We start from the raw sequence: 14268 nt of genomic DNA, 5'->3' as shown, positions 1-14268 counted from the left end.
GATGTTCACTCAGGTGCCGCAGCCGCTGGTCTATGCCGAAGCGTTGCTGGCGCAGTTCGCCAGTCTGTCGCGGGCGGCGGACAGTGCTGCGCTGCTGGGTGAATTCGTCCGTGGCCTGGCCGAGCTGAGTGGCTGCGAACTCACTCAGCTGTATCTGCTCGACGCCACCCACACTTGCCTGGGGATGAACGCCGAGTGCCTCGACGGTGCGTTGCAACCGCGTCAGGCGGCGAGCCTGCCAGCGGATTACAACGGCGAGCAACTGCTGCAATTCGCCCTGTGCCAGAACCGCGTGGTGTGCCTCGACGACCTGACCGGCAGCCTGCACGAAACCAGTTTTCTACCGGCGGCGAGCACGCCGTGGCAGTCGCTGTTGTGCGTGCCGCTGGTCAATCAGCACAAGTCGGTCGAGGGCTTGTTGCTGTGTGCCAGCCGTCGGCGTACTGACTTGCAGGGTTTTGCCGATTCCCTCGGCCAGCTCGGCTCGTTCGTGCTCGGCCAACTGCATCTGCTGCAACGCCTGCGTCAGCCAGCCGCCGAATCGGCCACCGCCACACGCAGCGTGCCGAGCATCAGCGGCTACGGCCTGATCGGCAAAAGCGCGGCGATGCGCCAGACCTATTCGCTGATCAGCAAGATCCTTCACAGCCCGTACACCGTGCTGTTGCGTGGCGAGACCGGCACCGGCAAGGAGGTGGTGGCGCGGGCGATCCACGATTGCGGCCCGCGTCGCTCCCAGGCGTTCATCGTGCAGAACTGCGCGGCGTTTCCGGAAAACCTGCTGGAAAGCGAACTGTTCGGCTACCGCAAAGGCGCCTTCACCGGCGCCGATCGAGATCGCGCAGGGCTGTTCGACGCGGCCAATGGCGGCACGTTGCTGCTCGATGAAATCGGCGACATGCCGTTGTCGCTGCAAGCGAAGATTCTGCGTGTGTTGCAGGAAGGCGAGATTCGTCCGCTGGGTTCCAACGACACGCACAAGATCGACGTGCGCATCATCGCCGCGACGCACCGTGATCTGGCGGCGCTGGTCAGCGAAGGCAAGTTCCGCGAGGACTTGTACTACCGCCTCGCACAATTCCCGATCGAGCTGCCGGCCCTGCGTCAGCGCGAAGGCGACATCCTCGATCTGGCCCGGCATTTCGCCGAGAAGACCTGCACCTTTCTGCAGCGTGATCCGGTGCGCTGGTCGGATTCGGCGCTGGAGCATCTGTGCGGTTACACCTTCCCCGGCAACGTTCGCGAACTCAAGGCACTGGTCGAGCGCGCGGTGTTGCTCTGCGAGGGTGGCGAGTTGCTCGCCGAGCATTTTTCCCTGCGTCTGGAACCGATGCCCGAAGACAACAGCGGCCTGAATCTGCGCGAACGCCTGGAGCAAGTCGAGCGCACTTTGCTCCTCGATTGTCTGCGCAAGAACGACGGCAACCAGACCCTCGCCGCCCGCGAACTGGGCCTGCCGCGGCGCACGTTGCTGTACCGCCTCGGGCGCCTGAATATCAATTTGGGTGACTTTGATGGTTGAGCTACAGCACTTCTTCGAACCCAACACATACCCTGTGGCGAGGGGATTTATCCCCGTCCGGCTGCGCAGCAGTCGCAGTCCGGCATATACGGTTTCACTGAGAGACCGCGCTGGCAGGTTTTGGGGGCGCTGCGCACCCCAACGGGGACAAGTCCCCTCGCCACGGGAGGTCGCCGTACCTCCAGGCTATGGCTCAAGGCCTCGATCTAGAGGCTTCGAGCCCACCTCAAAAACTTATTTCAGCGCCGCCCGCAAGGGTCGGCGCTTTGTGCTTTGTCTACACCTGGAGACCCTCTGATGTCTGTTCGTCACTGGCACGCTGTCCTGCTGACCCTCGTCGTTCTATGCGGCCTTGGCGGCTGTAGCGGCAATTACAAATTCAACGACAACGACTATCGCCCGTTGGGTGATCCGCAAGCGGTCAATCGCGGCAAGTGACCGCAAGGAGCATCAAACATGGAATTGGTTTTCGAAATGCTGAACACCAAGCAGTTCGTGCCCACCGAGCTGTGCCAGCGGACCTTCAAGCAGGCCGGCGGCGTGATCGGGCGCGGCGAGGACTGTGACTGGATCATCCCTGACCGCAAGCGGCACCTGTCCAATCATCACGCGATTGTCAGCTACCGCGAGGGCTCGTTCTTCCTCACCGACACCAGCAGCAACGGTGTCCAGGACGGCAGCAGCGGCGCGCGCCTGCACAAGGGCGAGCCGGTGCGCATCGAGCACGGCAGCACCTACATTCTCGGCGACTTCGAGATCCGTGCGCGGCTGGTTCGTGACCCGGCGACCTTCGACGGCGAAGTCGGCCGCCCGCGCGCCGCTGGCAGCATCATTCCGGACGACGCGTTCCTCGACCTCGACCCGCTCAACGCCCTCGAACAGCAAGAGCGCGTCTACTCGGAAATCGATGAGCTGCTGTCGCCCACCGCCAAGCCGGAAGACTCCCGTCAGCGTGCCGACTACGCGCGCATCGACATGGAAAGCCTGATGGTCCCGGAGCTGATTGCCGCCCCGGTCGAACCTGAGCCGGCGCCTGCACCGAAAGCCGTCGAGCGTCAGAGCGAAGGTTTCTGGGAACACTTCGGCGCGGCGCTGGGCGTCGACGTCAAAGGCCTCAGCCACGACGAACGCGAAGCGCTGGCGCTGAACGCTGCGCGGCTGCTGCGCCAGAGCATCGGCGGTTTGCAGCAGAGCCTGCGCACCCGCTCCGAGCTGAAAAACGAATTGCGTCTGGCCCAGACCACCGTGCAAGGCACCAACAAGAACCCGCTGAAATTCGCCGTCGATCCGAGCGAAGCACTGCAGATTCTGTTGCAGCCAAGCAAGCCCGGCCATCTGCCCGCCGAGCAAGCGATCTCCCGCGCATTCCGTGATTTGCAGGCGCACCAAGTGGCTCTGCTAACCGCCAGTCGCGCCGCTGTGCGTGGCACCCTGGAGCACTTCTCGCCGGAGCAACTGACCCTGCGTTTCGAGCGCGACAGCAAGCCGTTGATCGCCACGTCGGGCGGGCGCTGGAGAGCGTTCGGCCGCTATCACCAGGCCCTGCGTCAGGACGATGACTGGAGCGAGCGTCTGCTGGCCCGCGACTTTGCCCAGGCCTACGAAGAACAGATCCGCCTGATCTCCACCCTCCACACCGACCACCAAGGATGATGCGCATGTCTCGCCGCTCGACCGCTTTTTTCAAGACGCTGACTGCGCTCACCGTGCTGGTGCTGCTCGCTGGTTGCTCGTCGCTGTCGCCGTACTCGAAAGTGACCAAGATCAACCTCAAGCTGACCGGCAGCGATCAGCTCAATCCGGACCTCAACGGGCGGCCGTCGCCGATCGTCGTGCGCCTGTTCGAACTCAAGCACCCGGTGACCTTCGAGAACGCTGATTTCTTCAGCCTCTACGAGCGCGCCAAGGAATCCCTCAACCCGGACCTGGTGGCCAGCGAAGAACTCGAACTGCGCCCCGGTGAAACCGTGGAACTGAAACTCAGCGTGGAGGAGGGCAGCCGTTACGTGGGCATCCTTGCTGCCTATCGCGACCTGCCGGATACCCAGTGGCGCCACACCGTGCAGATCACTCCGCTGGAACTCACCGAGGCTGATCTGACCCTCGATCAGGCCGGTATCCGCAATACCCAACAAGTGCTCGCCAAGGCGGATGACTGATCATGAACACCCATAAAGTCATTTGGCAGGAAGGCATGCTGCTGCGACCGCAGCACTTCCAGCACAACGATCGTTATTACGATCACCAGATGAAAACCCGCACGCAATTGCTCGGTGGCTACACCTGGGGTTTTCTCAATCTGGAAATCGACTTGCAGTTCCTCAACATGGGCAAACTGGTGATCAGTGAAGCCTCGGGGATTCTGCCGGACGGCAGCCTGTTCGAACTTGGTGGCAACACTGAGCCGCTGGCGCTGGACGTGCCGCCGAACACCGGCAACACGCCGATCTATCTGGCGCTGCCGCTGGTCACTGGCAACCACATCGAGGCCCGGCGCCCGGAGCAATCCGACGTGCTCGCGCGCTACACCGCGTATGACGCCGAAGTCGCCGACTCCAACGCCGGCGATGATTCCGCCAGCCAGGTCAGCTGCGGTCGCCCGGATTTCAAACTGTTGCTCGGCGAGCAGCAGAGCGATCAGGCCTACGTGAAGCTGAAAATCTGCGACGTGCTCGATACCACGCCCGACGGCGTGATCAGCCTCGACCCGGATTTCGTCCCGACCTACATTCAGGCCCACGCCTCCAGCTACCTGCTGTCGTGCCTGAAAGAAGTCATCAGCATGCTCAGCCACCGTGGCGACACGATTGCCGAGCGGATTCGCTCCAATGGCAAGGTCGGCGGCGCTGAAGTCGGCGATTTCATGATGCTGCAACTGATCAACCGTACCGAACTGCTGCTGCGCCATTACCTCGGTCTTGAGCAGGTTCACCCGGAAGAGTTGTATCGCACGCTGCTGACCATGCTCGGCGATCTGGCGACCTTCTCCGGCGAGAGCAAACGCCCGCGTCTGGACAGCCGCTATTCCCACGCCGATCAGGGCGCAAGCTTCCGCAAACTGATGGAAGCGATCCGCCAAGTGCTGTCGATGGTGCTCGAACAGCACGCCATCGAACTGATCCTGCAGGCGCGTCAGTACGGCATCATCGTCTCGCCGTTGCACGATCACAAACTGCTCGGCTCGGCCTCGTTCGTGCTGGCAGCCAGTGCCAACTGCGACTCCGAAGAACTGCGTCAGCGCTTGCCGCAGCACCTCAAGGTCGGCCCGGTGGAGCGCATCCGCCAACTGGTCAACCTGCACTTGCCGGGGATCAAGGTCAAACCGTTGCCGGTGGCCCCACGGCAGATCGCGTTCCATTCGAACAAAACCTATTTCATCCTCGAACTCAGTTCCGAAGACCTGGCACAACTCGAGCGCTCCGGCGGTTTCGCGTTCCACGTGTCCGGCGAATTCGCCGAGCTTGAACTGAAATTCTGGGCCATCAGGAACTGACCGACATGATCAAGGAAACGGATTACAACCAGGACGACAAAACCGTCCTGCTCGACCGTCAGGGCCACGGACCGGCATCGAGTCCGCTGACCGACTTCGCCGCGCCGCCGCGTTTCGAGCAACTGGAAGAACGCATGATCTACGCCGCGCGCCTGCGTCCGGCCGAGGCGTTCAACATCAGCCTCAACTCGCTGGTCGCGGCCTCGTCCGACCTGCTCTCGGAAGTGGTGCGTCTCAAGCACAGCGAGACCCGCGAAGACCTGTACGCGCTGAATGAGCGGCTGACCGCCGGGCTGAAATTGTTTGAAGTACGCGCCCTGCACAACGGCGCCGAAAGCAGCCAGGTAATGGCCGCGCGTTACGTGCTCTGCACCGTGGTCGACGAAGCCGTCGTGACCACGCCGTGGGGCAACGAAAGCGAGTGGTCGCAGATGAGCCTGCTGAGCAGCTTCCACAACGAAACCTTCGGCGGCGAGAAGTTTTTCCAGCTGCTCGATCGGCTGTCGAAAAACCCGGTCAAGCACCTGCCGATGCTCGAACTGATGTACCTGTGCCTGTCCCTCGGTTTCGAGGGCAAGTACCGCGTGCAGGCGCGCGGCATGCTTGAGCTTGAAGGCATCCGCGACGCCTTGTACCGGCAGATCCGTCAGTTGCGTGGCGACGTGCCGCGCGAGTTGTCGCCGCACTGGGAAGGTCTCAACGATCAGCGCCGCAACCTGGTGCGCATCGTGCCGGCGTGGATGGTGGTGCTCTTTACTCTGGTTTGCCTGGTGGTGATGTATTCGGGCTTCGCCTGGGTCCTGAGCGAACAACGCGACACCGTTCTGCATCCTTATCAGCCGCTTGATCCAGCCGCGGTGCAACCGCAGGCGCAGCCGTAAAACAGGGACGTGTGATGAAAAAGTTTTTCAAGAAAGTCGGCGCCTTCCTGCGCCAGACCTGGGTCTGGACTCTGCTGCTGGTGCTGTTCGTGGCGCTGCTGGTGTGGTTCGTCGGCCCGTTGTTGGCGGTCGATGATTACAAGTTCTGGGAAAGCGCGACCTCGCGCCTGCTGACCATCAGCGTGCTGTTCCTGATCTGGGGCCTGACCATGGTCTTCGTCAGCTGGCGCGCCGGTATCCGCAAGAAAGCCGAGGAAGAAAGCGAGGACGGTCAGGACCGTATCCGCCGCGAAGAGCTGATCGACGAAGAACAGAAAGAGTTGAAGGCGCGTTTCAAGGACGCGCTGAAAACCCTGAAGACGTCGAGCCTGTATCGCGGTCGCAGCGAGCGCTGGCGCAGTGACTTGCCGTGGTACCTGCTGATCGGTCCGCAGGCCTCGGGTAAGACCAGCCTGCTGGACTTTTCCGGTCTGGAATTTCCGATCAACAAGATCGACCGCAAGCTGACCCGCGACACCCTCGGCACCCGTCATTGCGACTGGTATTTCGCTGATCACGGTGTACTGATCGACACCGCCGGGCGTTACACCACTCAACCGGACGCCGAAGTCGACGGCAACGCCTGGACAACCCTGCTGGAGCTGCTGCGCAAGCGTCGTCGCGGTCGTCCGTTGAACGGCGTGCTGGTGACCATTCCGGTGGAAACCCTCACCGGCGGTAGCGAGCAGGACATCGAGACACTCGCGCGGCAGGTACGCAGCCGTTTGCAGGACGTGCATCAGAAGCTGCACGTCGACGTGCCGGTGTATCTGGTCCTGAGCAAGGCTGACAAGCTGCTCGGCTTCGACGAGTTCTTCGATCAACTGACCCGCGAAGAAAGCGATCAGGTGCTCGGCACCAGTTTCCGCAAGGATCAGGTCGGCACCGACGTCACGGTCCTGCGCAACGAGTTCGAAGAGCTGCTGCGCCGCCTGAACAGCCAAGTGATCATGCGCATGCACTCCGAGCGCGACACTCAGCGCCGTGGCCGCATCCTCGACTTCCCGCATCAGCTCGGGCAGATCGGCGAGCGCCTGTGCCTGTTCGTCGACATGGCGTTCACCGGCAACCGCTATCAGCGCGCCACGCAACTGCGCGGTTTCTACCTGACCAGCGCGCCGCACCTGACCCAGGAAATGGATTCGACCACCGCCGGCATCGGCGCCAGCCTGGGCATGAACGCCGGCGTGCTGCCGACTCTGCGCAGCGGTCGTTCGCGATTCATCCACCACTTGCTCAGCCAGGTGATTTTCCCCGAGGCCGATCTGGCCGGTCTGGACAAGCGCGAGCGCAGCCGCATTCATTGGGGCCAGCGTGCGCTGTACGTCGGCGCACTGGCAGCACTGGCACTGTTCGGCATGCTCTGGGCCGGTGGTTTTTCGGCCAACTACGAGCGTCTGGAAAACCTGCGCACGCTGGCACAGAACTGGACCCAGCAACGTTCGGCCGTAACGCCGCGCGATGACGCCATGGGTGTGCTGAAAGTTCTCGACACCAGCTACGCCGCGACCCAGGTGTTCCCGAGTAAGGGCGACGTCTCTTACCACGAGCGTGGCGGCCTGTATCAGGGCGAAGAGATCAACCCGGTGGTGAAAACCGCCTACGAGCGTGAGCTGGAAGCGCAGTTGCTGCCACGGGTGGCGACCATGCTCGAGGGGCAGATCCGCGCCAACATGAAGGACCGCGATCGCCTGCTCAACAGCCTGCGCGCGTACCTGATGCTGAACATGAAGGATCGTCGCGACGCGGCGTGGCTCAAGGACTGGGTCGCCACTGACTGGTCGCAGCGCTACACCGGCAACACCGCTGTGCAGAATGGACTGAACACGCACCTCGAGCGTTTGCTCAAGCAGCCGTTCATCTACCCGCTGAACGATCAACTGGTCACGCAGGCGCGTCAGGTCCTGCGCAGCGAGTCGTTGGCCAACGTGGTTTACCGCATGCTCCGCGAGCAGGCGCGCAACCTGCCGGACTACCGCTTCAGCCAGCACCTCGGCCCGCAAGGTTCGTTGTTCATCGGCACTGAATACGTGATCCCGGGTTTCTACACCCAGCAGGGTTATCAGCAGTATTTCTCGGTGCAGGGCGCGGCGCTGGTCACCGACATCCTGCGCGACAACTGGGTGCTGGGCGAAGGCGCGGGCATCAGCGACATGGATTTGCGTCGCCTGATGGTCGAGCTTGAGCAGCTGTACTTCCGCGACTACGCCAACTACTGGAGCGAAGCCGTTGGCCAGGTCGCACTGCCACCGATCAGCGACGCTGGCGAAGGCGCCGAGCAACTGGCGGGCCTGACTTCGGCCAACTCGCCGGTCCTCGCGCTGCTCACCGAAGTGCGTGAAAACACCCGCTTCGAAGCCGCGGCTGATCCGGTCGATGAAGCCGGCGAAGCCGCCGATGCGCTGGCCGGGCAGAAAGGCAAACTGGGCAAGGTCGGCAAACTCGCCGCCGCTGCCGCCGACAAGGCTTCGGCGCTGAGCGTGGCGAAGAACCTGCCGGACACCGCGAAGAAATCCCTGCAACGCCGCTTCGAACCGCTGCATCGTCTGCTCGACGACAACAACGGCCCGGGCGCCGACCTGACGCCAGCGTTCAGCGCACTCAACGACCTGCAACTGCAACTGGCCGGTCTGGCCCGTTCCAGCACGCCGGAGCAAGCCGCGTTCGAGATGGCCAAGACGCGCATGAGCGGCCAGCGTGATGCGCTGACCAACCTGCGCAATGCCTCCGGTCGTCTGCCGCGTCCGCTGAGCGTGTGGTTCAACGTGCTGGCCGAGGACTCGTGGCGTCTGGTGCTCAACGATGCCTATCAATACCTGAACGGCCGTTATCAGAACGAGCTGTACAGCGTGTATGGCAAAACCATCAGCAAGCGTTATCCGTTCAGCGCCAGCAGCACCAGCGACGTGGCGATCAGCGACTTCCGTGAGTTCTTCCGTGCTCAAGGTACCGTCGACCGTTTCTTCGACAGCTACATGCGTCCATTCGTCAGCGGCGATCCGGGCAACTACCGCATGCGCAGCGTCGACGGTCACAGCCTGCCGGTATCGAAGGTCTACCTCGATCAGATGGCGGCGGCGCAGACCATTCGCCAGAGCTTCTTCTCGATCAACCCGGCCGAGCCGACGGTGCAGTTCAAGCTTGAGCCCTACACCCTCGATCCGGCGGTCAGCCGCTCCGAATTCAAGTTCGGCGACAAGACCATGGAATACCGCCACGGCCCGATCCTGCCAATGACCTTCAAGTGGCCGACCGATGCTGAAGACGGTCGCACCAGTCTGGTCATGGACAAGATGGCGGGGCGTCCGATCGGCATCGAGAAGAATTCCGGCCCATGGTCGCTGTTCCGTTTGTTCGACCTGATGCAGACCGAGTACCTGAACGGTCGTGACGTGCTGGTACTGAAAGCCGACGTGGGCGGCCTGCGCGCCAACTACCTGCTGACCAGCCAGCGCACGCCGAACCCGTTCGACATGGGCGTGTTGCGCACCTTCCGTATGCCGGTGCAGCTCTGATGCTGGTGGCCAGTCCCTGGCGCAGCGCGGCGCGTACCGACCCGGGCAAGGTGCGGGCGCGCAACGAAGATGCCTTCCTCGACTCGCCGCAGCATGGGCTGTGGGTGGTCGCGGACGGCATGGGCGGTCATCAGGGTGGCGACATCGCCAGCCAGTTGATCGTTGCCAGCCTGGCTGAGTTGCCGCAACACGAGGACTTCGACGAACGCCTCAAAGCCATCCGCCAGTGCCTGCACTGGCTGAACCGGCGCTTGGGGCAGGAGTTGACCGTCACCGCCGGACGCCACGACAGCATCATGGGCAGCACCGTCGTCGCGCTGCTGGTGGAAGGCAATCGCGCGGCCTGCATCTGGGCCGGCGACAGTCGTTGCTACATGTGGCGCGGGCAGCGGCTGTATCAGCTGTCCAAGGACCATTCGCTGCAACAGCAGCTGATCGACGAGCAGCAAATGAGCGTCGAACAGGCGGCAGCGCACCCAGCGGCTCAGGCACTCACCCGAGCCGTCGGCGCCGCCGACACACTGACCCTGGATGTGCTTGAACTCGAGGTCTACCCGGGCGATGTGTTTTTGCTCTGCAGCGATGGTTTGTATCAGGGCCTGAGCAGCGATGCCCTCGGCAACGCCCTCAGCCTCAGCGCGCCGCACGTGGCGCTGGAACGTTTGTTCGACGGCGCTCTGCGGGGCGCCGCTCGCGACAACCTGACTGCCGTGGTGATCCGCCAATGAGTGAACTCGAATCGCCCATCGATGACCTGCTGATCAGCGAAGAACAGGCCAACAACCTGACCTACTTCGCCTTCGCCAAGGGCAACCAGGCCGAACCGTTGCTGGCGCCGACCAAGGCCAGCATCGGTGCGCTGCCGGATGTACTCGCCGGTCGCTACCACCTCGAGCGTCTGCTCGGGGCCGGTGGCATGGGCGCTGTTTACCGGGCGCGGGATCTGCTGCATGAGCAGTTCGGCGATCCCGACCCTTACATTGCGCTGAAAATCCTCAGCGAAGAATTTGCCGAATCGCCGGATGCCAGTGCCTTGCTCTACAGCGAGTTCGCCCTGACCCGACGCCTGCGCCACGACAATGTCGTGCGTGCGCACACCTTTGAAGTCGACACCGACTGCCAGCGGGCCTTCATCACCATGGAATACATGCGTGGCCTGACCCTGGACAAATTGCTCTGCGAGCGGCCTCTCGGCCTGCCGTGGCAAGAATTGCGTGACATCGTCCTGCCGCTGCTCGACACGTTGGCCTACGCCCACCGTCGCGGCGTGCTGCACGGTGATCTGAAACCGAGCAACGTCATGCTCAGCGAAGACGGCCTGCGCCTTTTCGACTTCGGTCTGGGACAGGCAGAGGAGGGCACCTTGCCCGGCCTGCCGCATCTGAGCCGCGAGCGCTTCAATGCCTGGACCCCGGGCTACGCCGCCCCCGAACTGCTTGAGGGCCAACCGTTGTCGGCCAGCGCGGACGTGTACGGCGTGGCCTGCGTGATCTATGAACTGGCGGGCGGCAAACACCCGTTCCGCCGCTTGCCCTCGACCCAGGCCCGCGACGAGCACCTGGAGCGCGAACTGCGCGCCCCAGCGAATCTACCCCAGCACGGCTGGCACGCGCTGCGAACCGCGCTGAGCTTCAACCCGGCAGAACGCACCATCACTGCCCAACAATTGCGTGACGCCTTGGGCGCCACTTCGTCCTGGCTGCAACGGTTGCGACTTCGGGCGTAACGGATGACATTCGAACAGGGAGCACACGATGTTCAACTCAGCTAACGAAACCCACTTCAGCCTCAAGGTCGAAGACTACGTCGGCGACCTGCAAGTGTTGTCGTTCACCGGCACCGAAGGCATCAGCCAGGCGTATCGCTTCGACCTCGAACTGGTCAGCGAAAACCCCGATCTGGACCTCGAACAACTGCTGCACAAGCAGGCGTTTCTGGCATTCGATCCACAGGGCTCGGGCATCCACGGGCAGATCTACCGCGTCGCCCAGGGCGATGCCGGCAAGCGCCTGACCCGCTACAAAGTCTCGATCGTGCCGCAACTGCAATACCTGCATCACCGCACCAACCAGCGCATCTACCAGCAGATGTCGGCGCCGAAAATCATCGCGCTGATCCTTGAAGAGCACGGCATCAAGAGCAACGCCTACAGCTTCCAGCTCAGCCAGCCGTGCCCGGATCGCGACTACTGCGTGCAGTACGACGAAACCGACCTGCATTTCGTCCAGCGCCTGTGCGAAGAAGAGGGCATTCACTACCACTTCCAGCACAGCGAAAAGGCCCACCTGCTGGTGTTCGGCGACGACCAGACCGTGTTCCAGAACCTTGGGCAGCCAACCGCCTACGTGCAGGGCAGCGGCATGGTCGCGGACGAGCCGGTAATCAAAGCCTTCAAACTGCGCTTGGAAACCCGCACCACGCGCACCACTCGCCGTGACTACGACTTCGAAAAACCGCGCCTGCGAATGGAAGCCGCATACAAACCGGACGGCGACAGCACTGAACCGGATCTCGAAGACTACGACTACCCCGGCCGCTTCATCGACCGCGCGCGCGGCAAGTTCCTCAGCCAACGCGCCCTCGAACGCCACCGCGCTGACTACCGCCAGGCGGAAGGCCGCGGCGACCAGACAAGACTGGTCAGCGGCCACTTCATGGAAATGTCCGACCACCCGCGCAGCGAGTGGAACGACCTGTGGCTGCTCACCGAAATCTTCCACGAAGGCAAACAACCGCAAGTCCTCGAAGAAGGCGTGACCAGCGACACCACGGACGAAAAAGACGACTTCCACCAGGGCTACCGCAACACCTTCCTCGCCACCCCGTGGGACGTGTTCTACCGCCCGGCCCTCGAACACCCGAAACCGCGCGTACTCGGCAGCCAGACCGCCATGGTCACCGGCCCAAAAGGCGAAGAAATCCACTGCGACCAATACGGCCGCATCAAAGTGCAATTCCACTGGGACCGCGAAGGCCAGGCCGACGACAAAACCAGCTGCTGGCTACGCGTCTCCAGCTCCTGGGCCGGCGACCGCTATGGCGCCATCAGCATCCCGCGCATCGGCATGGAAGTCCTCGTCACCTTCCTCGAAGGCGACCCCGACCAACCGCTTGTCACCGGCTGCCTGTACCACAAGGAAAACCCGGTGCCGTACGCACTGCCGGCGAACAAGACCCGCAGCGTCTTCAAAACCCTCAGCTCCCCGGGTGGCGGCGGCTACAACGAACTGCGTATTGAAGACAAGAAAGGTGCGGAGCAGATCTACATTCATGCGCAGCGTGACTGGGATGAGAACGTTGAGCATGACCAGAAGATTCGCGTCGGTAATGAACGTCATGACACGGTGGTTAAGAACACCTACACCGAGCTGAAGGCTGAAGAGCACCGCACCACGATCTCTGACCGCAAGATTGAAGCGAAGCTGGATGATCACCTGACGGTTGGGCAGAACCAGCATGTGAAGTTGGGCACGGCGCAGCTGACCAGCGTGGGGAAAGAGATTCACCTCAAGGCTGGGGACAAGATCGTTATTGAGGCGGGGACAGAGCTGACCATTCTTGGGGGTGGGAGCTTTATCAAGCTGGATGGCGGTGGGGTTACGGTGGTTGGGCCGGTGATCAAGATCAATGCGGGTGGTTCGGCTGGTTCCGGCACCGGGATCGGGATTAAACCGCCGGTGCTGCCGGGGGCGGCGGATAAGGATAAGGCGGGGAGTTTGATGGATCAGGCGTTGTTGAATGCACCGCCTGAGAAAGTTAAACCGAAGGCTTTTTTTGTGTTTTCCGAGTGATCGACATGAATCGTGTTTTGAAGAAGAGCAATGGCATCGCGATAGCGGTTTTCACCGCGTCGCTGTTGAGCCTGTTTCATGGCAGCGCTTATGCGGATGAATGCCCGTCCGAGGATTTTTCCCAGTTTCTGCCGGCGTTTTCTGCGAATGCTGAAACCCAGCAGCGTTTGACTGCGATGACGGTGAAGTCGCTGGTTTTGAAACCGGTGGGAGATCATGGGGTTTTTGAGCCTAAAACGATGGGGCTTACTAGCACCAATTTAGCGTTTCCGTTGATGGCGCCTGTAGGCGCGGACAAGACTGAAGGCGTAGAGGTTGAGGAGATTGACGATAATCATTTCAACGTAGTGGATAAGCGAGCAGGTAATAGCAACATCAAGATTTTTAATTTTTCTCGCCAAGCGTGTTGGGTGCTTGAGGGGGTTGAAGATTGGTCGATCAGTGAGAAAGATCTCGTAGAGACGAGCAAGCCCCGCATGAGCGAGGCAGAGAATTTTTGCTTTCAACGTGCAGAGGCCTTTAGAGGCCTAGGGGGGCTGGAGCAGTACCGACTCACAGGTGAGTTGTTTGAAGCTTCCTTGGAAAACTATCTATGCGCAGCCGCTTCCGGTGATCCCCAGGCTAGTTTGAATGCAGCAAGCTTGAGTCTTTCCGGAATGGCTCCGCAGTTGCAAACGGAGAAGGTTGAGCAGCTATTCAAGGCAGCAGCGACCACTCTGCCTGAGGGGGCGATGAGCCTCTCGTTGTTTTATTGCGATGGAAACAACATTTCCTCCAATGGCCCTTGCCAGCATCCAGCACAGGCCGAGGAAGCGCTGACGCAAGCGGCCCGTATGGGAAGTGCTTTTGCGATAAATGCACTCGGGCGTGCCTTTGAAACTGGAGAGCTGGTAACGAAGGACATGTCCCGGGCGGTTGCGTGCTACCAAGTGGCTGCCAAAAAAGGCAGCAAAGGGTCTATCGCACATTTGGAACGTCTAAATAAACAGACCGCTGAAATTACTAAAGCGAGCTATTGCTACTGATT

General features: G+C 61.8%; 11 protein-coding genes. All 11 read left to right on the top strand.

Going from position 1 to position 14268, the window contains the following annotated elements; translation table 11 throughout:
- Position 1 precedes the first annotated feature (1 nt).
- Positions 2-1522, top strand: coding sequence for a sigma-54 interaction domain-containing protein (locus AB4N85_RS21190; protein ID WP_056790872.1), 1521 nt, complete (start codon positions 2-4; stop codon positions 1520-1522).
- Positions 1523-1819: 297 nt separating this feature from the next.
- Positions 1820-1960, top strand: coding sequence for a hypothetical protein (locus AB4N85_RS21185; protein WP_003229566.1), 141 nt, complete (start codon positions 1820-1822; stop codon positions 1958-1960).
- An 18-nt stretch (positions 1961-1978) separates the two neighbouring features.
- Positions 1979-3175 (top strand): type VI secretion system-associated FHA domain protein TagH, encoded by a 1197-nt coding sequence (gene tagH, locus AB4N85_RS21180; RefSeq protein ID WP_016772508.1) that lies wholly within the window; start codon positions 1979-1981, stop codon positions 3173-3175.
- A 5-nt stretch (positions 3176-3180) separates the two neighbouring features.
- Complete coding sequence (gene tssJ / locus AB4N85_RS21175) at positions 3181-3681, top strand: type VI secretion system lipoprotein TssJ (RefSeq protein ID WP_016772509.1); 501 nt, start codon at positions 3181-3183, stop codon at positions 3679-3681.
- 2 nt (positions 3682-3683) lie between these two features.
- Positions 3684-5015, top strand: a complete 1332-nt coding sequence (gene tssK, locus AB4N85_RS21170; RefSeq protein WP_016772510.1) for a type VI secretion system baseplate subunit TssK — start codon at positions 3684-3686, stop codon at positions 5013-5015.
- 5 nt (positions 5016-5020) lie between these two features.
- Complete coding sequence (gene icmH / locus AB4N85_RS21165; RefSeq protein ID WP_016772511.1) at positions 5021-5896, top strand: type IVB secretion system protein IcmH/DotU; 876 nt, start codon at positions 5021-5023, stop codon at positions 5894-5896.
- A gap of 14 nt (positions 5897-5910) precedes the next feature.
- The gene (tssM, locus tag AB4N85_RS21160; protein WP_252868478.1) at positions 5911-9450 is read left to right on the top strand and encodes a type VI secretion system membrane subunit TssM; all 3540 of its coding nucleotides are present in this window, start codon (positions 5911-5913) and stop codon (positions 9448-9450) included.
- Positions 9450-10178: a PP2C family protein-serine/threonine phosphatase gene (locus tag AB4N85_RS21155; protein WP_041476618.1), complete on the top strand. Its 729-nt coding sequence runs from the start codon at positions 9450-9452 to the stop codon at positions 10176-10178. Before tssM ends, AB4N85_RS21155 begins: the two co-directional genes overlap by 1 nt.
- Positions 10175-11176, top strand: a complete 1002-nt coding sequence (locus tag AB4N85_RS21150; protein WP_056790857.1) for a serine/threonine-protein kinase — start codon at positions 10175-10177, stop codon at positions 11174-11176. The genes AB4N85_RS21155 and AB4N85_RS21150 overlap by 4 nt, the downstream gene beginning before the upstream one ends.
- A gap of 28 nt (positions 11177-11204) precedes the next feature.
- Positions 11205-13241: a type VI secretion system Vgr family protein gene (locus tag AB4N85_RS21145; RefSeq protein ID WP_236167780.1), complete on the top strand. Its 2037-nt coding sequence runs from the start codon at positions 11205-11207 to the stop codon at positions 13239-13241.
- A gap of 5 nt (positions 13242-13246) precedes the next feature.
- A complete protein-coding gene (locus AB4N85_RS21140; RefSeq protein ID WP_236167779.1) occupies positions 13247-14266 on the top strand; it encodes a tetratricopeptide repeat protein in 1020 nt (339 codons plus the stop codon).
- Positions 14267-14268: the final 2 nt, after the last annotated feature.

It is taken from the genome of Pseudomonas sp. H1_G08 (assembly GCF_054681355.1).
Note: the sequence above shows the minus strand (reverse complement) of the source record. Positions and strands in the feature narration are given on the sequence as shown.